The organism is Butyricimonas sp., assembly GCF_019423355.1.
GTDB lineage: Bacteria > Bacteroidota > Bacteroidia > Bacteroidales > Marinifilaceae > Butyricimonas > Butyricimonas faecihominis.
This window is the reverse complement of record NZ_JAHZBP010000007.1, coordinates 72815-97668: the sequence shown is the minus strand read 5'-3', so window position 1 is coordinate 97668 and position 24854 is coordinate 72815. Positions and strand designations below refer to the sequence as shown.

The 24854-nt window shown below is 40.0% G+C and carries 17 protein-coding genes, 1 tRNA gene and 1 pseudogene; 15 read left to right on the top strand and 4 right to left on the bottom strand.

Annotated elements, in window-relative coordinates; translation table 11 throughout:
• Positions 1 to 8: 8 nt before the first annotated feature.
• The 10 genes and pseudogenes from QVC79_RS11080 (at position 9) to QVC79_RS11040 (ending at position 11297) form a co-directional block, all read left to right on the top strand.
• On the top strand, positions 9 to 1046 hold the full coding sequence (locus QVC79_RS11080; protein WP_270594607.1) for a BAR domain-containing protein: 1038 nt from the start codon (positions 9 to 11) through the stop codon (positions 1044 to 1046).
• A gap of 226 nt (positions 1047 to 1272) precedes the next feature.
• The gene (locus tag QVC79_RS11075; protein WP_270594608.1) at positions 1273 to 2547 is read left to right on the top strand and encodes a hypothetical protein; all 1275 of its coding nucleotides are present in this window, start codon (positions 1273 to 1275) and stop codon (positions 2545 to 2547) included.
• Between the two features lie 567 nt (positions 2548 to 3114).
• Positions 3115 to 4989 (top strand): DEAD/DEAH box helicase family protein, encoded by a 1875-nt coding sequence (locus tag QVC79_RS11070; RefSeq protein WP_270594609.1) that lies wholly within the window; start codon positions 3115 to 3117, stop codon positions 4987 to 4989.
• 306 nt (positions 4990 to 5295) lie between these two features.
• The gene (locus tag QVC79_RS11065; RefSeq protein ID WP_270594610.1) at positions 5296 to 5493 is read left to right on the top strand and encodes a hypothetical protein; all 198 of its coding nucleotides are present in this window, start codon (positions 5296 to 5298) and stop codon (positions 5491 to 5493) included.
• A 507-nt stretch (positions 5494 to 6000) separates the two neighbouring features.
• Positions 6001 to 6420, top strand: a complete 420-nt coding sequence (locus tag QVC79_RS11060; RefSeq protein ID WP_287642481.1) for a JAB domain-containing protein — start codon at positions 6001 to 6003, stop codon at positions 6418 to 6420.
• 646 nt (positions 6421 to 7066) lie between these two features.
• A complete protein-coding gene (locus QVC79_RS11055) occupies positions 7067 to 7348 on the top strand; it encodes a hypothetical protein (RefSeq protein WP_270594612.1) in 282 nt (93 codons plus the stop codon).
• A 63-nt stretch (positions 7349 to 7411) separates the two neighbouring features.
• Positions 7412 to 10126: a leucine-rich repeat protein gene (locus tag QVC79_RS11050; protein ID WP_270594613.1), complete on the top strand. Its 2715-nt coding sequence runs from the start codon at positions 7412 to 7414 to the stop codon at positions 10124 to 10126.
• 556 nt (positions 10127 to 10682) lie between these two features.
• Positions 10683 to 10763, top strand: a pseudogene (locus QVC79_RS17780) (YebC/PmpR family DNA-binding transcriptional regulator); the annotation flags it as partial.
• Positions 10764 to 10836: 73 nt separating this feature from the next.
• Positions 10837 to 10909: transfer RNA gene (locus tag QVC79_RS11045), tRNA-Lys, on the top strand.
• An 85-nt stretch (positions 10910 to 10994) separates the two neighbouring features.
• Positions 10995 to 11297, top strand: coding sequence for a nucleotidyltransferase family protein (locus tag QVC79_RS11040; RefSeq protein ID WP_270594615.1), 303 nt, complete (start codon positions 10995 to 10997; stop codon positions 11295 to 11297).
• Between the two features lie 513 nt (positions 11298 to 11810).
• Here QVC79_RS11040 and QVC79_RS11035 read toward each other — a convergent pair.
• Positions 11811 to 12212 (bottom strand): helix-turn-helix domain-containing protein, encoded by a 402-nt coding sequence (locus QVC79_RS11035; protein WP_270594617.1) that lies wholly within the window; start codon positions 12210 to 12212, stop codon positions 11811 to 11813.
• Positions 12213 to 12886: 674 nt separating this feature from the next.
• Between QVC79_RS11035 and QVC79_RS11030 the strand changes: the two genes are divergently transcribed.
• Genes QVC79_RS11030 through QVC79_RS11015 form a run of 4 tightly spaced genes read left to right on the top strand, consistent with a single transcriptional unit; the run spans position 12887 to position 19191 of the window.
• The gene (locus QVC79_RS11030; RefSeq protein WP_287642480.1) at positions 12887 to 15964 is read left to right on the top strand and encodes a SusC/RagA family TonB-linked outer membrane protein; all 3078 of its coding nucleotides are present in this window, start codon (positions 12887 to 12889) and stop codon (positions 15962 to 15964) included.
• Between the two features lie 7 nt (positions 15965 to 15971).
• Entirely contained in the window at positions 15972 to 17381 is a 1410-nt protein-coding gene (locus QVC79_RS11025; protein ID WP_270594619.1) for a RagB/SusD family nutrient uptake outer membrane protein, read from the top strand.
• Positions 17382 to 17392: 11 nt separating this feature from the next.
• Positions 17393 to 18334 carry a hypothetical protein gene (locus QVC79_RS11020; protein ID WP_270594620.1) on the top strand — a complete coding sequence of 314 codons (942 nt, stop codon included), beginning with the start codon at positions 17393 to 17395 and terminating at the stop codon, positions 18332 to 18334.
• Positions 18335 to 18351: 17 nt separating this feature from the next.
• A complete protein-coding gene (locus QVC79_RS11015; RefSeq protein WP_270594623.1) occupies positions 18352 to 19191 on the top strand; it encodes a TlpA family protein disulfide reductase in 840 nt (279 codons plus the stop codon).
• Positions 19192 to 19241: 50 nt separating this feature from the next.
• Here the strand turns inward: QVC79_RS11015 and QVC79_RS11010 are convergent, their stop codons facing one another.
• Positions 19242 to 20180 (bottom strand): DMT family transporter, encoded by a 939-nt coding sequence (locus QVC79_RS11010; protein WP_118302897.1) that lies wholly within the window; start codon positions 20178 to 20180, stop codon positions 19242 to 19244.
• Between the two features lie 180 nt (positions 20181 to 20360).
• Here QVC79_RS11010 and QVC79_RS11005 point away from each other — a divergent pair, with 180 nt between their 5' ends.
• Positions 20361 to 23591, top strand: a complete 3231-nt coding sequence (locus tag QVC79_RS11005; RefSeq protein WP_270594625.1) for a glycoside hydrolase family 2 TIM barrel-domain containing protein — start codon at positions 20361 to 20363, stop codon at positions 23589 to 23591.
• Positions 23592 to 23635: 44 nt separating this feature from the next.
• On the opposite strand, the gene QVC79_RS11000 is transcribed toward QVC79_RS11005, so the two are convergent.
• Together QVC79_RS11000 and QVC79_RS10995 are read right to left on the bottom strand one after the other, a co-directional pair.
• Positions 23636 to 23866, bottom strand: coding sequence for an RNA polymerase sigma factor (locus tag QVC79_RS11000; RefSeq protein ID WP_124316683.1), 231 nt, complete (start codon positions 23864 to 23866; stop codon positions 23636 to 23638).
• A 301-nt stretch (positions 23867 to 24167) separates the two neighbouring features.
• Positions 24168 to 24650: a hypothetical protein gene (locus QVC79_RS10995; RefSeq protein ID WP_270594628.1), complete on the bottom strand. Its 483-nt coding sequence runs from the start codon at positions 24648 to 24650 to the stop codon at positions 24168 to 24170.
• Positions 24651 to 24854 lie beyond the last annotated feature (204 nt).

Sequence of the window (24854 nt, the reverse complement as noted above, 5' to 3'; positions counted from 1 at the left end):
CTTAGGCCATGTGTAAAGTAAAAGGAATCGCTGAAAAAGACCCTTTCTGGGGATATGTTGTTTGGATAAACGGGAATATTGTAGGGGCCCTGTACCCACTCTTGAATAAATATTTCAGGCTAGAAAAAGAAATATTCTTTCCCACCTTCTTTTATTACGAGACACAAAAACTTAATCCCTCCGCAAATGAAACTATCTACACCGCAAAATCATTTGATGAATACTGGCAATATTACATCGAGGAAAATAACATATTCCCGCTAGTGTTTCATAATCCCACGATCCCAGAAAATTATAACACTATCCTTCAAGCAAATCATGAATATTTTGAATGTAACCAAACATTACTTTGGATATACTGGCTATTGGCTTATTTCATCACCCGTAACCCGGCACAAGAAACAATTGAACGTTCCATGAAAAATGAGAAGTTGGAAGAATTTCTATTAAACGTGAACCCTGATATGAATAACCTTCTCCGGTTCATCCAAGAGAATCAACAATGGCTTACATATAAAAATAAAAATTCCCAACCGATACAAATAAAAACAGCCTACGGGGACATACATCTATCTAACAAGAATAATTGGTTCTGGCAGCATTTAAAAGAGTACATTCAAGAATATTGTGAACCGGAACTAGTGGATGATAATTCTCCACGTAGAGGTGCGCCACAAGACAAGGTTACGAACACCATCATTATTCAACTTTACCGGTTCTTCAAAGATCGTAGCACTGCAAAAGATGATAACAAAATATCGAAAGGAGTTTGCCTTCTCATTATCATGTTCCTTCACATAATCCACAAGATACATTGCCACACTGAAAAAGAGATAGAAGAACTTCGACAACTCAAAAGAGAAAGTGAGGGAGAAGAGAAAGAATACTATTCGAACTACCTTGACATGACAAAAATGCAGTCTGAATGGATTAAACTTGTCAGGGAACGCATTCGTGACAATATGACAGTGACAGATGACAGTCTCGTCGACTGGAACTTCAACATCCTTGCAAATCTCTCTAACAAAGAAACAAAATACTGGTAATCAATCACTTTACTACACTTTTACAAAAGTCAGATAAATACCGGGATTATCCCCTATTTATCTGACCGTTTAATTTATTTTTTCGAAAAAAAGGGTTTGGCATTTGCTGCATGGAGGGTAACAAGCTAATCACTGACAAAAGACATGACAGCTTGCCCTCAAACGGGATAAAAAGGATCCGTTATTCTGAATGGGGATTATTGTTAAACAATTAATTTTCAATACTATGTTAGAAAATAATAATAAAATCGTTGGTAATAACCAACAAACAGAGAGTGAGGCAAAATTAGTAAGTAACACTTTAAATCCAGAAAAAATGGAAGACAAGGATACACACAAAAAAGAATTGGAGGGTAATAACATGGAAATAAATAATTTAAAAAGTAACACCATGAAAATTTCATTGGAAAAATTGATTGATATGTTTAACTTATCAGATACAATCAAGAGTCTACATGAAGAACTCAAAAAAGCAAAAGAAAAATTAGAGCAAGCCAAAGAGGAGAGGAAAAAAGGCGCACTGAGAAAAGTTGCGCGAGCCAAAAAGGCTCTAAAAGAAGAATTGAAAAAACACCCTCTTCCCTTACCAGTGGAAGAATGGATGCCTGCAGAAACTGAGGATGGAGATTACCTCATAAAAAGATTTTTCAAAACAATTTATATTGTCGCAGCTCCTGCATTCATCAACTTGGCAACAAAAGACAAGTTCACGATGGAAACAATAAATGACAAATTATTTGAACGGGACTTCCCCAAATATTTGACAAAAGCAGACCTGTTTTCTAAAGAGAATATCACATTAACTTCTCTCAATGGTGTTCCTGTTGAGAAGGAACTATTAAATGATGCGTACATCATGATCGGAAATCACAAAGAACAGAGAATGATGCAGGCCATCTACTGGGAGAATGAAGAAGCTCTAGTTGAAGATAAACCGTTAACAATCATATCTAATATTCAGATAAAAGAATTTGAGACAATACAAAAATGTGCCCAGTACATGGGTACAAACACTGCCTTGGACAAAACCCTAAAAGGCTGTGAAAAGGCTGTTATTGCCTCTTTTGCGACACAACATGAATTGTTGCAAAAAGTGCAACAAGTTAGTATAGATTTGAAGATCCCTGTAAGTACTACAATGAAATACTACACTCTAGGAAAGATTTTTACTCCTGTACAATGGAGTAGAAGTACAAGCGGAATACTACCGAAAGCAATTCAGTACAATTTACAAATTGGAGAGCATATCATCTCTAAACTCCAAGAATTGGGACTTGAAAAAGAGATCGGTAAACGTTATTTTATTGATGCGTTTGTAAAACTTACCACGGTCAAATCTCCCACAACAAAAGAGAGTATAGGTGTTAATAATGCTTTATCAATGCTAGATACTCTTACTGAAGAAGAGGTTGAATATATTCAAGGTTTAGATGGAGATAAAGTTTTTGATATTCTCACTTTTTTAAGTAACAAATTCGAACGCTCTATTGCTAAACAGTGACAAGACAAATGGAGAAAGAGGACTGGAAATTTAAACCAGTCTTCTTATCTCCAAGCATTATGAGAACCCTTGTTTTGCCACTCCAAAACAAGGTGGGAGATTAGTGCTACAATTTAAGGCATTATCTTGTGCTTAACCCCTATCTGTCAACAAGGCAAACAAGGGGAATCATCCTTTAGCCTGTTAAATCATCAAACCTCTATAATCACACCATCCAAAAAACAATAAAACCTATCCCCTCCCCATTTCTTAACAAATGTAAAATTTTCCCTGCACTTCACTTGGAAATGTTGTGAAGGTTATATATCTTTGTAACATAATTAAAGGATATTCTACATCCTTCCTAGATACCATTTTACAGGGCAAATTTCCATTTCTACCTGTAAATAACACCATCCAGATAGATTATATCAAAATAGATAAACCTTTACATACAGGTTTATAATGTGTTAAAAATAACTCACTAGAAGTGATGTTTACCTTCAACACTTCAACCTGTTTTATATAGTAAAAATAACAATCGAAGTGTTGAAGGAGGATTAATAATTAATTAAATCTTAAAAGTTTATGGAATGTAAAAAGTTTACATTCAAGGAAAAGTTATCAGAAACAAGATTTCTTGATGACTTGGATTTTAATGAAGAGTTTAAAATCTACGTGGATTGCCCAACAAGTGGTGGGAAATCCTATTACATTCTCAATTATCTAAAAGAGAGGGAGATAAAAGCTGTTTTTGTTGTTGATACCATTAACTTGGCAAAACAACTATCAGCACAGTACCAGATACCATATTACACAGCAGATCATAGAGAAGATTTCAATTCAAGTTTAATCATCACCATCCAGCACCATATCCCTAAATTTGAAAGCAGGGAGACCGTGATTATTGATGAGGCTCACACTCTAGTCACACAAATTGGCTGGAAAGGGAGTACTATCGAAGAAGTGATGACTTCTCTAGAATTTTACAAGAGGATCATATTCCTCTCTGGCACACCTGTCACCAGTAATGATAATATATTTAAAGGGATGCAGGTGCTAAAAGCAAGGAAAGAGATTCCAGACAAAAGAGAGCTAGGGTTTGTCCCCTATAAAGATTTAGCAGGTGGGATTATTGAATTATGCTTGTTTGCAAGGAGGAACAACAAGATCCCTGTTATTTCTTTACTTGATAAATCCACCCTACTCCCCGAAGTTATAGGAGAATTGAAGAAGAGGGGGATTAAAAGAATTGCCGCTATTAATTCAGAAACAAAGGTTATCAAGAAAGAAGGGCAAAAGGTAGAGGAAGAGGATAAATTAATTGTCAAGGACATGGGAGCTGAAAGTGAAGGGGATAAAACCGATTACCTCTCCCAGCTAGTTAATGAATGCAGGATTGATGCAGAGGTGATCTTCACCACTTACACTCAAGGATATTCATTACTGGGAAAGAATTATTTCCTTGTTATCGCACCGGGGAAGAATAGACATACCTATGTTGACATTGTGCAAATGATGAACAGGTTTAGAGAGGATACTAGTGTTACATCTCTCATCCTCACCAATGCCACATGGGTAAAAGAAGAGGATAGTGGGATATACAATTTCCCTTCTATTTTTGATTTTCTAAAAGACCAGCTAACAACTGGTGCCAAAAAAAGGATGGATGAACTGGTGAAAATAACTAAAAGCACTAGGAAATTAAAAAGGCAGCTAAAATTACAAGCTAATGAATTTGACCAGTACATAAATGTGACCAGAGAGATTGATCACCAAGGGATAGCTTTTAGCGCTTTCAAGAAGATTAACTATACTATTTATGAACAATTACACAGGATGAATAAAGTCCTGCAATATTACAATATCACCCTATGCAATTCTGGACTTGAATCCAAACTAGTACTAGATTGTGGTAATGAAGAGAACAAGGAAAATAATAATGATAATAACAAAATTGATCATGACATGAAAAAACAAGAAACATTGAAAGCTATTGATTTGTTTTACAAGTCAAAACAACACGAGACAACTACCTTCATGGGCAAAGAGTACTCTCATCCAGTCTTGGGGGTGAAGATCGACAAGGATTCCCTGCAATATACCGTGGAAAGAACTTATAAAGAACTACTTACCCTAGGTTTGCAGGATGAAGAGATTAGAGAATTGCAGGAACAACACCTGCACAACACTAAAAAGATGAATCAAGTGATCGCTTGCAAGAAGATCAGGCATAGCACTGATCCCACCTTGATCACCTTCAGAACCCTCCTACTCTCAGAGTTTAAAGTGGGTGAAAGGTTAACCGGTGATGAGATCACTGAAAGGATGAACAAGTTACTTGTTAAAAACAGGATGGAAAAGATGTTACATAATAATGCTGTCCAGTATTTTAGATTGTTGTTTCACACTAAAGAGTATAACAATCATGGAAGAAGTTACGAGATTATTGAAACCTTCTAACTACTTCCAATCAATGAAAATCTTGTAAACCATCCAGATGAAAAAGCCACTGGAACAGGTGAATTTCTTTACCCCAGTTCTGGAATAATATAGAGATTCTAATAGATAAATCTATTCAATATAAAATAGACCTCCTAGATAAGCATTTACTATATAAAAGAAGTGAAGGTTACAGCTATATTTAATAACTAGTAGCTCTTCACTCTTTCCCTCTCCCTACACTTCTACATGATTATTACTTTAAAAATAACAGTTTGAAATGTTGGGAGAGAATTATCATTTACTACAAACTTAAAACAAAACAACATGAAGAAAAAAGAAAAAAAAGAGAAGGAGCAATCTCCAAGTCTTGTTCCATTTAAAATAACGGAACATTACAATTATTCAACTGATATTGAATACCTCAATCATGATCTACTTCGAGAAGGTTCTGCGAAGTTATGGCAGCATTTACAAGAATTGGCAAGGAGTGGGAAACTAAAAACAATTCTAGTTGATATTTAATTCATCAAGCAATCACTGCAAAGTGGTTGCTTTTTTTATACCCATACTACACTTTTGATAAATAAGCCTTATCCTTTTTCCCCCTCAGGCATCCATCTCTCCCATCCTTTTCCTTCTAGAATGATGATGATAAAGATTAAAAAGGAAACATTCATTCCCCCTCCTACACTTTGATTGATATATATACTATAATATATACCATTGAAGTGTTGGGAGAGGATGATTGATTAGCTTGTTATTTTTATAAAGATGGTACAAGTTGAAAATTTATCAAGCTAGGCGAGTGATTAGACTATTCAACCTCACATCCCCCAGTATGACCTTGAATAAAAACAAAATGGAAGAGGGTAACTTGTTATGATATTTCATTCATGTTACCCAATTCTATTTAAAACCAGTGTCTTATCAATTAAATTTATAATCATGAATGAAAAGAATCTATCATCACCAATTATCAGTGAAACTAGAACAGGAGAAGGTTGTAATGATTTAACACTATTATCAGAGGTGGAGATTAAATACAAGCCAGAGGTTAAACCCAAGGATAGACCAAGGGTCACGATGGCGATGGAGGCATATAAACTCATCAGACCCTTTTTTGAGGGTTGTTTATATCACCATGAAGAGGCATGGGTGATGCTATTAAATACAAGCTGCAAGGTGTTAGGTGTCGCAAGATTGAGTGTCGGGAATCAAGAGCATACTATTATAGATCCCAGAACCACCTTGCAATTGATGATAAAGACTAATGCAGTCAATCTAATTATATTCCATAATCACCCAAGCCAGAGTTTGACCTTTAGTCCAGAGGATATAAAAATAACCAAGAACATGATGGAGGCTTGCAAGCTGTTAAACATGAATTGTCTGGATCATATTATCGTGGGGGAAGATAGTTATTCCAGCTATTCAGAGGAAGGTTACTAGAGGGAATAATTATAGTCAAAATAGATAGATAAAAAATTTGAAAGGAATTTAAAATGGTACATGGTGATGTTTTTGATCACTTTCATCGGTTACATCATTGCCTTGTTCACCATCTATCCCAGATCAGCAATAGTGGAATCTTGTGCTGTTTTTATCTTTTTTATAATCCTGTTACTATCCAAGAGAGGGTAAGGATTTTCACCTCTTTGGTTGTTTATATTGAATAGGCAGCCAGAGGGGTGAATTGTAGAATGGTTATATATTAAGAGTGATTACAAGCTATTCACACTGAAATTTAATACTTTTGCCATACAGCCACCCCTGTTGAGCGTTTGTAGAATGCTAATTATTATTTACATTTGTGGTGTCCTTTGGAGTGATCTAGGGGGCAGACATATTAATAAGAAGCGTTTAGTTTTATCCTAATCTTGAAAACGACCAATTTAAAAGACTAAAGGGATAGACGGTACAAACGCTCATGCTTGCCATATATACATTTCATGAATATATAATGGTTTAGCGTGGGGTGGCTGTTTATTTTTAGTCGGGTGCTTGGTCGTACCTCAAGATTAATAAACTAGCAATCTCCACGCTTCTTTTTATATTAATTACTCTTGGGGGATTGGGGTAATAAAAAACTGCCATCATGTGCGTAACAAAACTAGAATCTGCAATTAAAGATTATTGCTCAATGCTTCCTAATCTTAAAGCTACAAGTGCTATGGATTACAAAAGACTTTATAAAATCTCGTATGAAGCCTATAAAGCTAATGAAGATGTTACCTTAGAACAACTAGTCAATGAATTAAAAAACAATTCATGCCTTAACGCTTCTGAAGATGCGATAAAAGAAGTGGCTACATCTAGATTAAAAGAAATACGACACGCAAAAGAAATATTGTTCTTTTTAAGTGCCTATATTCAATGAGGGGAAAAATTATAATACAGAGGAAAAGTACGCCTAGAAACAATAATATTCAAAATTTACATTATGAGAAAATCAATCATTTACCTAGTAATGCTAACAATTATTCCACTTGTGAATAGTTGTTACGATGATGGAAATTTAAAAGATGATATTAACGATCTAAATTCAAAGTACTCGTCTTTAGAAAATCGAATTGCAGCATTAGAAACACAAGTAAAGGAGATGAATTCTGAAATCTCATCAATTCAGACAATTATTTCCAATTTAGAGAAAAATGTTTACGTGTCGAAGGTTGAAACAATAGAGAATGGTTACAAAATTTATTTCACAGACAATACTATCGCTACAATACATGACGGAAAAGATGGGAAAAATGGAGAGAATGGAATTGATGGAGTTGATGGACAAAATGCACCTATAATTGGTGTAGCCAAAGACACGGATAACATTTATTACTGGACTATTACCACAAATGGAAACACTACTTGGTTACTAGATAACGGGAAAAAACTCCGAGTTACAGGAAAAGATGGGGAGAACGGACACACTCCAATCATAGAAATTGGTAGTGACAATTACTGGTACATTGATGGGGTTAAAACAAATGTAAAAGCCTCTGGCGAAGATGGGATGGACGGGATAACCCCAAGCATATCAATTAGTCCCGATGGATATTGGGTTATTAATGGAATTAAATCATCAATAAAAGCAAAAGGAGAGAATGGCACAAACGGGGAAGACGGGAAAGATGGACTTAACGGGAAAGATGGAATAACACCATTATTGAAAATTGATACCGAAGGTTATTGGACTATTAGCTATGACAATGGAAAAATTTATAATCGCATCTTAGATTCAAACAATTCTCCTGTTAGTGCAATAGGAAAAGATGGAGAAAATGGACAGGACGGAAAAGATGGAGTGGATGGAGTAGATGGGCAAACACCCGAAATCGCTATAAAACAAGATTCCGATGGGATATATTATTGGACTAAAGATGGACAATGGCTCACTGATCAACAGGGTAAGAAAATAAAAGCAAATGGAATTGATGGAGAAAATGGGAAAGACGCAATTGCACCAAAACTAAAAATTGAAAATGGACGTTGGTTACTTTCAACCGATGAAGGTAGGTCATGGATTGACATAGGGCAAGCGACAGGAAATGATGGAGAAGACGGCAAAGACGGAGATTCATTCTTTCAAAACGTGACACAAGATGATGAAAAAGTAACTTTAATTTTAGCCAATGGCACTACTATTTATATCCCTAAGTACAAGGAACTAGCAATAAGTTTCAATAAAACAGGTGAAATCGTTGTTATGCCCGGCAGTTCACAAACGATTAATTACACGCTCACAGGTGCTACATCAAAAACAATTGTTAAAGCACTTGGCCAAGGAGGATGGACGGCCAAGGTTAAAGCAACAAATACTACATCAGGAGTTATCACGATTACAGCTCCCGATCCGATGACCGATGATGAAATTCTTGTACTTGTCTATGATGGAGAAAACACCACGATAATGAACTATATATATTGTGTTCAAGGAGTTATTAACATCACAAACAATTATTATGACATTCCTGCCACTGGCGAAACAAAAGAAATTCCATTAAGCACTAATATTAACTATTCTGTTTACATTCCTACGGAGGCAAAGACATGGATAACACAACAACAAAGTCTTGGTAGGACTCTAAGAAATGAAACACTTACATTCGTGATCGCCCCTAACACGGGAGGAGAAAGAAGCGCAACCATTGAACTACGAGACAATTCTGGTAAAACAATCGAAACGATAGTTTTTAAACAAGCCGTTTACGCTCTAAATATCAATGTGACAACAGCGGGTACGTTAAAAGAACAAATGACAGAGGGTGATCTGAAAAATGTAAGAGAATTAAAAATAAAAGGAACACTTAATGCTACAGATTTTGAAACAATCACAAAATCTATTTCCTCGTTGACAAAACTTGATTTGTCAGAAGTCAATCTCACGAAATTACCTATTATGGCTTTTATGAGTGCGACAAATGTAAAATCAATAATCCTTCCAGACAATTTAAGTGAAATTAGTGAACAAGTTTTTCAAAATTGTACGTCTCTCGAATCCATTATTATACCTAGGGGTGTTACCACAATAAAAGAAAATGCTTTTGAAAGGTGTTCCTCACTTACTAATATTGATATTCCCGCAAATATTATAACAATCAAATCAGGAGCTTTCAAAAATTGCTCAAAATTAACCTCAGTAAATATTCCCACCAACTCAAAACTAGAATCCATCGGGGGATTAACCAATGCAGGAGCATTTCAAGGTTGTTCCTCATTAACCAATATTTATATCCCCCAAAACACAACAACAATAGAAGAATACGCATTTTACAACTGTACAAACTTGACAAATATTATTTTCCCCAACACCATTGAATCTATTGGGACATATGCCTTTTATGGATGTAAAACGATCACAAACATAGATATTCCTAGTAAAGTTCAGAAAATAGAAGCTTATACATTCAAAGGTTGTACAAATCTTAAAATAGTAAATATCCCATCAGACTCTAAATTGACAATGATCGCAAACGAGGCATTTTATATGTGTGGAATTACGATTTTCAAAATAGGATTAACAACACCGCCTGATTGTTCTTATAAGTCATTTGATTCAAATATATATTCTAATTGCACCGTAAAAGTGCCTGTTGGTTATTTAGATACTTACAAAAGTTCCTACGATTGGAGTTATTTTGACAAGATCACCGAAGAATAAAAACACCTACTCCCAATACTCACACTATTGGGAGTTTTCCTTTAAATCCCTATTCCCCTTCACAACAATCAAAACCAATCAATAACTTTAAAAATAATAATCTATGAGCAACACTAGTTAAATACCAACCACCAACACTTCAATCTGTAATATATAAGATATAAATACCATTGAAGTGTAGAGGATGGGATAGTCAGTAGAACATCATTTTTACTCATTATCTCATGAATTTACTTAGAAATTTTCCTTACAACTAAGTAAAAAACATTCATCAAATAAAAACTTATCCTTATGAATACAAGCTAAATAAATACAATAGAATCGGTCCAATTCATTACGAACAGATTCAAAAATAGCAGAGGCAAAAGTCAATGTCTCCCACAGCAATAATATATTCATATATAAATAGTTAAAAATTTATTCACATTCTTGGATAATTCCTAGTTTAACTAAAACCATTCTCTGAGTTAAACCATGAGTTAAACCAGAGATAAAATACCACCAATTTTAAGGGTAAAAATCACTAAAAATTAATTCTAATCTAAAGCTCTGATAAAGAGAAACCGTGGACAAATTGCTGGAAAAATTAGAAGAAGATGATGACGTAACTAACGTTTATCACAACATTAAAGAATAATTTTCTTGCAGATTAAAAAATATTGTTGCATATTTGCACCCGCAAAACGGTTAAAAGCCCTTGCAACAAGGAAGACTTCGTAGCTCAGCTGGTAGAGCAATTGACTCTTAATCAATGGGCCGTGGGTTCGAGTCCCACCGAGGTCACCGAAGAAACCACCTATTTTCATAGGTGGTTTTCTTTTTGTTTTGTCCTCAACAATGCCTATATTTGCAGAAAGAGAACAATAGTATGAAACAGACTATTATCAATAAACTAAGAGAATTTTTCACACTACAACCCGTGGAAAAGGTATGGATTTTTGGCTCTTACTCTCGTGGGGAAGAATCAAAAGAAAGTGATATTGATATACTTGTCCGTTTTGACAAGAGTGCGAATGTTACTCTTTTCAAATATATTAGCATCGTGAACGCCCTACAATCCCTTCTCCGCAAGAAAATTGATCTCGTGGAAGAGGGACAACTAAAAGATTTTGCGAAAGATTCGGCAGAACAAGATAAAATATTAATCTATGAAAGAAATATCTTATCCTAAAAAAGTTTATTCCTAATCATCTCTTTATTTCAGTCACCCCAACCCCTCATCACAAAATTACAGATCAAGAATAGACGTATCTCAACAAATACTCTAATACACAATACTTTCTCTTGTATATCTCCGTTATTTATTCGTTATCCTATCGTTAAAGCATAGCTCTATAGGAACGAAGAAATAACGAAAAGACAAGGGAGACATAATAACAGGATGTAAGCTTTGGTAGGGCGAAAAAAAGTAACAGCAAGAGAGTAAATCACGATCCTAAATCTCGAATCACAAAAACGGCATGATCACCATCAAACCAAAAGCAAGGGAAATCCCACGGAGAACCTAGGGAAATAATCCCCCTTATTCGAAGTTCATTCGATGCTTACTCGTGACTTAAACATTACGGAATGACTAAGTTCTGAATAAGCATCGAATGATCTCTGAGGGAGTGAGATTATTTGGGTTAAATTACTACTTTATTTGGGTTGGATTAGGTAATAACACGAACAGTTCAATAGATTACTACTTTTTCCTCCCCGCTTTGCCTTTCTTTTCCTTTTCCTCCCTCTTTTTCCGTCCTTTTTCCTCTGCATCCCGAATCATTTTCTCATTTCTAGCTTTTAATTTCGGGTGCAATTCCAAATATTGATCAATTGTATCAACTTCCACATTAGGCGATGGCAGAAAATCCGCAATAGAACATTTGAAAATTTTCGATAATTCATTCAAATGATTCAAATTATATTTCTCTCTAAGCTTATGATTTTCAGCTCTATTAACATACGAACTACCTAGTCTCAATTCCATCGAGAGTTTCCTTTGACTCATTTTTGCCGCTTTCCTAAATTCCTTGACCTTATTGATAACGAAAAGTTCAATTTCCGTTTTCTTTACGTCCTCTATCACATCCTGTATTGCTACCATTTCAAAATTATTTTAATGTTAAAGGAAAGTTTTTCGATGAATTATTTTGTAATGACATATCCATACAATATATTTGTACTATTGAATTGCGTAAAGAAATCGTCCGGTTAATCACGTTTGCATATGTAAAAACAAACGAAAATTTCATGGAGAGGCAGAAATGCCAGAAGGGAAGTTATGCCTTTTAAAAAGGCATCTGTATTGTCAATATTGTGAATAATAGAGGAATAAAACATATATTCTTTAACCATTTTAACGAAACAATTATGAAACAGAAAATATTACCCTTGATAAGGCCTCATCAGATTATAGTTGATACCCCAATAGAACACCTAAATAGCCTTATAATGTGAAGCTACCCATATAATCGAACTCAAAATTCCTGATTATTAATAACAAGGAAAAATAAAAGCGGAAGTGTATTCTGGCTTCAGACACTAAGAATACACTCCCTGATGTCAATTAATTCACATTTCTATTAATTAACAATCAAAATTATGAAAAAAAATCCACAAACAAAAGCGAGGCAAAAAAGAGTACTCGCACTCGTGAAAACAAAATTTCCCCGAAGACGAAAGGGATGGGGACTTATCGTATTACCATTTTTATGCTGTTTACCCTTATTGTCGAACGCAAATTACACAAGGCATCACCCGGGAATGAACAAGCTTTCCATGTCAGAAAGTCCAACAAATGACACGAAAAAAGAGACCATCGTCATCCGGGGAATCGTGAAAGACAAAGAGGGAACCCCTCTACCGGGAGTGACGATCTTGATAAAGGGTTCAACCGTCGGTGTGTCCACGGATGTGAAAGGTGAATACGTGATGAACGTGGAAAAACGAGATTCTCTAGTCCTATCATTCTCGTTCGTGGGGATGAAGACGAAAGAGGTAAAGTGGACCGGCCAACAAACGTTGAATGTCGTGCTAGAAGAAGATGTAAGCGAAGTAGAAGAGGTTGTCGTTATCGGTTACGGAACAACAACCAAAAAAGATTTGACCGGATCAGTGGCAAGCTTTGACTCCCGGATTATCGAAGAATCGACAGCGACAAGCGTGGCCCACATGATGCAAGGCCAGATTCCCGGTCTGAGCATTCTGTCAGGAGACGGGGCGCCCGGTAGCCCTGCCCGGTTAGAGATCCGGGGCGTCCCGTCACTAAGCGGGGCAACCTCTCCTTTAATCGTGGTGGATAACGTCCCGATGACAAGTGATTTTGACATCAACGAGTTGAACCCGGATGATATTCAGAGTATCGACATACTGAAAGGAGCCTCTTCTGCCGCCATTTATGGTTCAAGAGCTGCGGCCGGAGTCATCATGATCATGACAAAAGGCGGTAGACGAGACCAAAAACCGGTAATTAATTACAGCTATGATTACAGCATAACGAGCCTCGTTTCCGACGTGAACACATTGACCACGGACGAGTTCAAAATGCTGGTCATGGAGGCCGTCCGCAATGGAGCAAAAGCGGAAGGATATGACGATATTACCAAATACTCCAAATACGCAACGTTTGCCGCATCGGATTTCTTCGGGGAAGCCAATACCCCGTGGATGAAATACATCATGCGGGACGGTTCCAAACAGCAGCATAAAGTTTCCATCCGGGGAGGCGGCAGTTCCTTCGGGTATAACGCCTCTTTGGGCTACACGGATGAGCTGGGACAAGTGAAAGGAACGAATTACGAGAGATACACGTATGACATCGGTTTCAACGCCGATATTAATAAATGGATTCGGGCCACCGTGAAAGTCTCCGGAACTCTATCCGACAGGTTAAGCAATAATGCAGGCCTATCCACCGCGGCGAAAGCCCGTCCCGATATAAAGGCTTACAATGACGACGGTTCCTTGTATTTACATTCATATCTCTATTCAGGGCGCACCTATTATGTCGTGAACCCGATTATCGAAATGGAAGAAAACACCACGGAGAGCGAAGATCACAACGTACGGCTCACGGGAAATCTGGAATTTCGAATTTTACCCGAACTGAACCTGATCACCCAATACACGTACCAAACCCGGAAGGGGGAACGTTACGCTTACCAGTCCAGCCGCACACAGGCAGGTAGCGGCTACTGGGGAGACCAAAAAGGTTTCGGAAGAAAAACACATAGCAAAACCGATAGTAAAGAACTCGAAATACGCTTGTCCTACATGAAGGATTTTGGAGAGAATCACAAATTAACCGCCATGCTGGCAAGTAATTATAACGACGAGGAACAGGAGTATTACACGCTATCCATGACTGATTTCCCGGATGACTACGTACAGAACGCAATATGGCAAGGAGCTAATCCCTATAAATACGGGGCGGTAAACGGTAGTGCCAGCGGATCCGTGCTATTATCTTTCGTGGGAAGAATCGAGTATAAATTCATGGATCGTTACCTCGTGACCGGGACAATACGTTCGGACGGTTCATCCAAGTTCTCCCCGAAATACAGATGGGGAACCTTCCCGTCATTTGCGGCGGCGTGGATCGTTTCCGAGGAGAACTTCTTGAAAGATTCCCAAGGACTATCTTTTTTGAAAATCCGTGCCGGATGGGGAAAAACGGGTAATGGTTGGGTCGGAGAATACGGATGGAGAACCTTGTATTCCTCTACCGATTATCAGAATATGCCGGCAACGATACCGAGCCAGATCGGGAATAACGAATTGAAATGGGAGTCGACCAAACAATATGATTTAGGGTTAGACTTCGGCTTTTTGAAGAACCAGAGAATAAGAGGTTCCTTAGGTTTCTACAAGAAGACCACGAAAGGCCTATTATACCCTTTCACCATGGCATTGAGTACCGGGATGGAATCAACCAGCGTGAATTTTGCCAACATCGAGAACAAGGGAGTGGAATTTGACATCTCGGCCACGATCATCCAAAACAAGGATTGGAATTGGTCTTTCGGTTTCAATATCGGGAAGAACAAAAACAAAATTACCGGACTTGATGCAGAATACATCTCTGCCCCCGGGCAGACCTACCTAAGTAACACGGTCATCCGGGAAGGAGAATCACTGGGATTAATCTATGGATTTGAAACTGACGGGGTATTCCGTTCTCAAGCTGAAATTGACTACTACGAATCACTGAACCCGGACTATCAATACCAAGAGCAATATTCTTACCGGAAAACCATTCCCGGAGATTTGAAATTTGTCGATCAGGACGGTGACGGCCGAGTAAATAAAGTATACGGGAACCACGAGGACAAAATCGTATTAGGATGTTCCCGCCCGGATTTCGAAGGAGGGTTCAACACCCGTTTAAGCTGGAAAGGCCTCACCCTTAGCGTGCAGGGAACATTCAGTTACGGGGCACAAAAGGCATGGACGGCAGAGGCCAATCAATTCTGTTTTGCCTCCACGGGGACAGCGAACGTGCTGGACGTTGCGCTGAAACGCTGGACCCCGGAAAACCCGGATAGCAATTACCCGTGCGTGCGGCTGGATTTCTACAACAATGATTTTACAGACTTCTCCGTCTATAACGCCTCGTATCTTAAAATACAAAACGTCAACTTGGAATACAGGTTCCCCAAGTATATCGTGGACAAGACAAAGATATTCGGGAACATCAGTGTTTTCGCCTCCGCAAATAACGTGTATACCTTCACGTCCTATCCCGGCCCCTCTCCCGAATCGTGGAGCAGTGATGCAATCCAAGGAGCCTCGGTCGACACGGAGGCTTACCCAAAAACCAGAACGTTCAATTTCGGAGTGAAAGTAACCATTAAATGATTTGATTATGAACAAGATATTTTTATATAGTTTATTGTTTCTCTTTACAATAACGGGATGTGACAGTATGTTTGATGATGAACTTCCCCCGCATGAATTAGTCGGGGAAAACGCAATCACGAACGAGACTTCCGCGGAAACAGCGTTAAACGGCATCTTCTCGAATTTACAGGGTTACGGGACGATGAGTGCAAATTACATTTGCGACAACGAGTACCGCACGGGATTATTAACTGGGACCTACCGGGGAACATTCGAGACGGACGGCCTGCTAGGTTTCAAATTGACTGAAGAATACTCGTACGTTGCCGATCCTTGGGAATTAGCTTACAAGATGGTAAACGCAGCAAATAATTTCATCTATTACGTGGAAAAATTATCCGAGAACCTATTTGGCGAGAACCGGAAAACGGAAATGCTGGCAGAGGCCAAATTTGCCCGTGCATTCGGCCACGCATTCCTGCTAAGAAGATACGGGTATTTCTGGGATATAAACAGCCCTCTCGGGCCGATCATCCGTCTGGAACCTTCATCCATCTCGAATAATAGCATGGGACGCAGTTCCGTGAAAGAGAGTTATGAAAAAATATTCGAGGACCTCGACTACGCGATACTGCACGGTCCCCGGTTTTATTCCAAATACCGCTCCTGCGCGACAACGGCCAAAGCTTTTAAAGCGGATATTCTAATGAATCGCGGAGAAGAGGGTGACTATGCGGAAGCGATTCGATTGGCAAATGAAGTGATTGCCAGTGATGAGTTCGGATTGGAAGACAAATACGGAGATATTTTTGCCAACGGGTATTCTTCAAAAGAGTTGATGTTCACGAGACATATCAAGACTCCACCTAGCATGGATGATAACGTGGGCAGCCTGTTCAAAATGTTCGGTGGTGCAACCTATAAACCGACAGAGATGTATTTCGAGATTCTGACCCAAGACGATAAGCGTTATGAGGCGACTTTCGACTCCGTGATGCTTGGCAACGGGACGGCTGCACGAAAGACGCAGGTGTGGAAGAAACATTACGTCACGTCCGGCGATTGCCCGATGTACTACATGCGGGTAGCCCAGATGTACCTGATCAAGGCCGAGGCCATGGCTCGCACGAATGCCTCCATAAAGGATTGTCTGGACGTGCTGAATGTCCTGCGTCTTCGTTCCGGTAACACGACTTTTGAGGCGGCCGATTACAGTTCCCTGTCAGACGTGCTGGAAGAGGTGTTCCGGGAGAATGTACGGGAAATCGGGATGGAAAACGGGGCTATATTCTATCTCGCCGTAAGATATACCGAAAGCGGTCGTCGGAAGTTGAAAGACATGAACCCGAACTTCGAGCATGACGATCAATTATGTTTCCCTATTCCGAAAGCCGAATTGGAACACAATTTCGTAGTAGAGCAAAAACCTTTATAATACCAGACAACATGATGAAAATGAATATATTAAAAAACGGATTCCAAGCATTAATTATTATGTCATTGATGGTTGCCTGCTCACTCGGTGACGTGTTGGAACCCTCCGATGGAGTAAGCATGGCGTTAATGGAAACGGTTGACACGGTGGTAGCCCTGCCGGGAGACACGATAAGTTTCAAGTTCATAGCGTCGACCAACGGGACTACTTTACGTCGCATTGAAATCGTGGAAAAGAGCCATGATTTCAATGAATTGAAGGATTCTATCCGGTTTGCTCTAGTGGATGAAACACTGGAACTGACGGTAGACGAAGAGGGATATTTATCCCGTCCCGTTTCCACCGTGATGATGATTTACCCCGTTATCGTACCCAATGACAAAGCCATCGTGGGCGAAGTGCTTAGCATGACCTTCAAAGCGTATAATGACAAGGGAAAATCCGGAAGTATAAAATCCTCGTTCAAGATCGTGAACTATGTTCGAAACACGAGTTGGTTATGGTTGTATAAACTTGCCGGCAAAACCCAAGGAAGTATGTTTTTTAATCCGGCAAAATACAAGGCCTATTCGAATAGCAGTTTCGGGACACACAAGGACGAGATCGACGTGGCGGCCTACACGGCAAGCGACGGGAAACACTATTTCCTGAACCCGGCCAACAAGGAAACGCAAAACCTGTTCGTGGCAGACGGAATGGATTATGATGCATCAACCATGCGAACGACAAAGTTCATCCCATTGGATGCTGTCAATTTTGACCTTGCTGGGGACGCTGAACTGGAACGGATGGACTTCTCGAAAGCCGTGGATAAAGTCGAAGTGACAACCGGAAGTGTCATCGGTTTCGAGAACCAAGACGGACGACGGGGAATTATGAACGTGAAAATATCATCTTCCATCTACCCGACGATCCAGTGTAAATTTCAAGCGGTGGCTAAAAAACAAGAATGATTTAATCCCGAAACATCATGAATAACATATTTATAATCATTATTTTAACGTTCTATCCTCTCGCCAATCTACTCGCACAGGGCAAGTACGAGGTGTTCAGAAAGGAGATGTCCCTCATCGAGAAACAAGAGAATGAATATCGAAAAGTAATTTGGGGTGAAAACGATTTTTCCCAAGGCTACAAAGACAGCATTTATAAAAAACATCAAGTACTGGTAAAAGAAAAGGTCGAGTTTGCCAAAAACGCCATTCGAGAGAATAGAGATGACGAACGATTCTTGAAAGTGTTGAATATTTATGTACGTAATTTCTTATCCTTAGATGAATTTGAAACCGAACTGAAAAGTTTTTCAACCAAGGTACAGAAAACAGAAACCTGTCAACGTTACTTCGAGTTTATCAAGTATTCAAGGATCAATGTCCCCGGCAAACCATGTATTGATTTCGAGATGAAAGGGCATGATGGGAAAACCATAAAATTCTCGGACGTGTATAAAAAACATAAACTTGTTCTTGTCGATTTCTGGGCATCTTGGTGTGGCGCGTGTCGGGCAACCATACCCTCTATTAAAAAGATGTATGAAGTCTATCATGAAAAAGGCGTCGAAGTAGTCAGCGTATCGCTAGATGACAATAAAGAGGCGTGGGAAAAAGCTTATAAAGAAGAAAATATTCCTTGGATAGACGGGAGCAACCTGTTAGGATGGAAAGATCCTGTCGCCCTTTGGTATGCAATCCGGGGAATACCGCACAAGGTACTGGTGGACCAGCACGGGATTATCGTCGCTAGTGGCTTTCATCAACTAGGTAGCTTGGAATATCAAATCAATAAATATCTTAATTCCCACAAAGACTAATTATGAAAAGAGAGGACCATATCATTACGGTCCTCTCTCTTATTTGTCAGTTAACAAGTCGGCTTTCTCTTTATCGGGAGTTTCGGGAAAAGTTTCCTAAAACGTACTAAATAAGTCGTAACATTACTTCCCGCAACGATAATGGTCACGGCAAAAACAATCATCATAATACCACATCCCACTCTCACGGTTAAAGGTTCCCCGAAAACCGTCACCCCGAAAAATACCGCTGTCAAAGGCTCCAAAGCCCCTAAGATAGCGGTTGGGGTCGAACCGATATACTGGATGGCCTGAGTGGTACAAAGAAACGATATAGCAGTCGGGAACACGGCCAAGGCAACCAGATTACCCCACAAATACCACGTGTCTACCACACGCAGACTGGCCCCGAAATCAACACGAACCAAGAACAAGGACAACCCGAAAACTAAAACATAGAATGTCAACTTTAGTGTCGCAATCTCTCGCAACAAGGGTCTATTCACAGCGACAATGTAAATGGCATATGACAAGGCCGAGGCGATAACGAGAATCACTCCCGTCAGACTCAACACCGAACCATCCTCCCCCTTGTAAAGCAAGGCAATACCACCCAACGCCAGCATGATACACAAAATTGTTTGTAACGTCAGTTTCTCTTTAAAGAGAAAGGCCATGATTAAGGCTACCATGATCGGGTAAACGAACAACAAGGTCGATGCAATACCGGCTGCCATGTAATTATAACTCTGAAACAAGGTAAGTGACGAGAGTGCCACCAGCAATCCCATGATAATTAACGGAAGTATTTCTTTTCGCTTCAATTTGAAATCTCTTCCCCGCAACTTAATCATCGCACCCAACACCGGGATAGCAAACAAGTACCTGAAAAAAAGAACTGAATCCGGGTTCATCCCCGCCTCGTACAGGGGAAGGGCAAACAAGGGATTCATCCCGTAAGTTGCTGCCGCAATGACCCCTAACACGTATCCTTTAGCTTTTACATTCATAACTGTAAATGATTACATTAAATTGGCAACAAAGATATAGTTTTGTTTGTCATCATGAATGATCATTCTGTTCAAATTATTTTCTTGACACACGCTATATTGAAGGTTTGAAGAAACAGATTACCACTTTTAACAAAAAAACACTATCTTTAGACTCTAAAATCTCAAACTACATACAAGATGAAAAAACTATTCTCCACGATTATCTGTTGTTTAATCTGTTCCACGGCTTTCATGCAAGTGAAACCGGAATGGCAAGACGAGACCATACCCTTTGTCGGGAAAGAATATCCCCGGACGGCATTCATGACCTACAGTAATGTGGATAAAGCTCGGAGTAATGATTTCAACACATCCCCTGATTACAAATCGCTCAACGGGAAATGGAAATTCAACTGGGTTCCTTCCTACAAAAAACGCCCAATGAACTTCTATAAAACAGATTTCGACGATTCTGCATGGGGAGAGATTGACGTCCCGGCAAACTGGGAAGTAAACGGTTACGGAAACGCACTTTACACGAATCACCCTTACGAATTCTGTCCCCGTAACCCGCAACCACCTCTTCTACCGGAGGAAAATCCAGTGGGATCTTACCGGAAATACATCGAGATACCCGAACAATGGAACGGGAAAGAGATATTCTTGCACATCGGTGCAGTAAAATCGGGTTGCTACCTGTACGTGAACGGCACAAAAGTCGGGTATAGTGAGGATTCCAAGACAGCCGTGGAATATAACATTACCCGCTACCTAAAACCGGGGCGTAACCTTATCGCTCTTGAAGTATATAGGTGGTCAACGGGAAGTTATCTGGAATGTCAGGACTTTTGGAGAATCAGTGGGATCGAACGGGACGTTTACTTGTTCGCACAATCCCCCGTGCATCTTCGGGATTTCTCCATCCGTCAGGATCTGGACAGCACGTACAAGAACGGACTTTTCGGGCTGGATTTATTCTTGGTAAACGCCAATCCCCGGCAAACGGCTCAAGCCACAGTGTCCTACCAACTGGAAAGCACCTCGGGAACACGAGTGGCAGAAGGGACACAAACCATTAAAATAGATTCCATTGCAACAGTCCATTTCGATGCGAAGATTGCTCAAGTCGCCCCGTGGACAGCCGAAACCCCAAACCTGCACCAGCTGTTTATCCGGATCGAACAACCGGGGAAAAACCCGGAAATCATTCCTTTCCGGGTCGGTTTCCGAAAGCTGGAAATCCGGGGGAACCAATTCCTAGTAAACGGTCGTGCCGTACTGATTAAAGGCGTGAATTATCATGAACACAACGAGCACACGGGTCACGTTCTCAGCGAGGCGGATATGCGCAAGGATTTCGAGAACATGAAACGTCATAATATTAACGCCATACGATGCTGCCATTACCCCCAACAAAGGCGCTTTTACGAACTTTGTGATGAATACGGATTCTACGTTTGCAACGAGGCGAATATAGAATCCCACGGCATGGGCTACGACCTTCGCAAGGGAAGAACATTAGGAAATAACCCGAACTGGCTGAACGCCCATATAGATCGGACCATGAACATGTACGAAACCGGGAAGAATTATCCCTGCGTCACGTTCTGGTCTCTGGGGAATGAAGCCGGGAACGGGTATAACTTCTACATGACTTACAATTGGCTAAAATCCAAGGACACGACACGTCCCGTACAGTACGAGAGAGCCCTTCTCGAATGGAACACGGACATCTACTGCCCGCAATACCCGGGTGCAACCACGCTGGAGAAATGGGGCAACACGCAAACGGATCGCCCTTATATCATGTCGGAATATGCCCATGCCATGGGAAACAGTACCGGGAACCTCATGGACCTCTGGAATGTGATCTATCGTTACCCCAATTTGCAAGGCGGGTTCATCTGGGATTGGATTGACCAAGGAATCCTCGTGAAAGATGAAGAAGGAACCCCGTTCTGGGCATACGGTGGAGATTTCGGAGAAAACTCCCCGTCTGACGGGAACTTTTTGTGTAACGGAGTGGTTGGCCCTGATAGAGAACCGCACCCCGGTTTAACCGAAGTAAAAAAGGTCTACCAGTACGTGTGGTTTCAACCCGTTGATCTGAGAAAAGGAATCATCCGGGTAGAAAATCGATACGATTTCACGAACTTGAATCAATACACGATCGAGTACACGATACAGGCAAACACGGAAACCGTACAGTCCGGAACCCTGCCCACGCAACATCTCGCCCCCGGGGCAAACAAACAGCTCACGATTCCACTCAGGAACGTGAAGAATAAACCCGGAACGGAGTATTTCCTGAACCTCTACGTGAAGTCCAAACAAGCGAATCTCTCTATTCCTGCCAGCTACATCGTGGCCTCGGAACAATTCAGGTTACCGGATTACACCCCGGCGCCCGTGTTCCGCCCTACCCCTGAAAAAACACTAGCCATGGAAGAGAACGGACCGGAAATCCATATATCCGGCACGAATATCGACTTCGTGTTTAACAAACAGAAAGGATACGTGACTTCCTACCGGACCAATGGCATTCAATACATTGCCGAAGATTTCGGGTTCCAACCCAACTTCTGGCGGGGACCCACGGACAACGATTATGGCAATGGAATGCCGAATCGTCAACAAGGCTGGAAACAAGCAAGCAAGAATTTTAAGATTGCCGGGATCAGAACCTCTACTTCCGCGACAAACACGAACCTAACCATCACGTACAGACTTCAAGAAACCAATAGCAAATACCACGTGTCTTACACGCTATACCCGTCAGGCATGATCCACGTGGCCTGCCATCTAGAAACACAACCGGATGCCCCCGAACTTCCCCGAATCGGAGTACGTTTCAGAATCCCCACGGACATAAATCAACTGGAATATCTCGGACGGGGTCCCGAGGAAAACTATTGTGACCGGAATAACGGAACGCTTATCGGCCATTACAAAAGTACGGCCGAGCAACAATACGTTCCATACGTACGGCCACAAGAAAACGGCCACAAGACAGAAACCCGCTGGCTGGCACTCACGGATAAAACCGGGAAGGGCCTCCTGTTTATTGCCGACTCGAACTTCATGGAGTTTAACGTTTCCCGCAACCGGATTGAAGATTTCGACGGGGAAGAATCCAATCGCCCGTACCAATGGCAAAACTTCACGCAAGGAGAATCCCATGACCCGCTCATGGCGAAAAACCGGAAACCCAAACAAACGCACGTCAATGACATTTTCCCCCGCAATTTCGTGGAAGTATGCTTGGATCACCGTATGATGGGTGTTGCCGGGGACGATAGCTGGGGTTCTCAACCTTACCCCAAATACAAGCTCCCGACAAACAAAGATTACCACTGGAGTTTCACCATTCTACCGATCAAAAATAATATGGAAATCAGCGAGAAACTAAGTTATCAGTACTTACCTTAGAAAATAAATGAAGTCGTACTTTCATCGGTACGACTTCATTCATCTCACACGATTCTCATGATCTGCAACCAGAAAAATAAACCACCTAGGCGACTCTTTAATCTATAAATAGCCTCCCTTTTACAAGCTCGCACGTCTTTTTCCGGAAGAGAAAGAATTTCTGCAATTTCCTTGTTATTCCTACCTTGAAAGTATAACCAAAATATCTCCCTGCAATCTTCAGGTAATTCCGTAATAGCTAAATACAACTCTTGATAAATATCTTCCCGTACCAAATTAAAACCCTTTCGTCCAAATGATCACGGACAAATATAAAACATTCTTTCCAACAAACAAAACCCTATATAGTGGATAAAGTTTATAGACTGATAAAGAATGTAAAGTTAGCCCTAAAACAGGAACAAGTTGAAAAAATTAAACAGGATTTATTCCTGCGCAAGGCCTTAAGTTCTCTACCCACAAAGAGACCTCCGCACATATTTCCAGCACAATTTCTTTTGTTTTCTACACGACCTGCATAACCAATCAAGGCATCAATTGACTCAAAAGTATTTTCAAATGAGTCTGAAAAAAGAATCACTCGTTCAACAATTTATCTCTTTCCGCTCTCAAAACCATTTCCAAATCTACCCATTCTGGGTACCTGTTAATTTTAAGATACCAAATTCCATTTTCAAACAAGTAAATGTAATCTTCCTCCTTTTCTGGCATTTCATCATACACTATTGGTTTTTCATCAGCCCAAACGCCATCCGGATAACAAATATATTGCATCAGCATCGTTCCAAGAATAGAAGATACATTACCACCTAATAATAGATTTATAATCTTATCGTAATCATTATAGATATAATACAAATACACGCCCATTCCCGATGGATAACTATCGTAATTATGATAGATCATAATGTACCTTTTAGACAATTCAACCCACTCTACTTTATCCACCCCAGCCATATCACAAGTAATTCCAAGTGGTAGACGTGAAGGTTCAAATTTCATCTTTTTACCAATATCTTCGTCTTTCAACTTTAATACAATACTTGCTCTCGTACTCATGATTATTCTCGTGTTTAAACTTCTACAAGCAAAAGTATGAATATTTTACTTGAATATCAATTTATATTAACGTGAGTTCGATATAAGAACAGATTTATATCCCTGAATAATACGAGTATAGCATTACACGAGAGAGAAAACCGCCGTGAGAACACGCTCCAATGTTTCAATGTAGCGCCTCCTCCCCCGTCCAAATACATACAT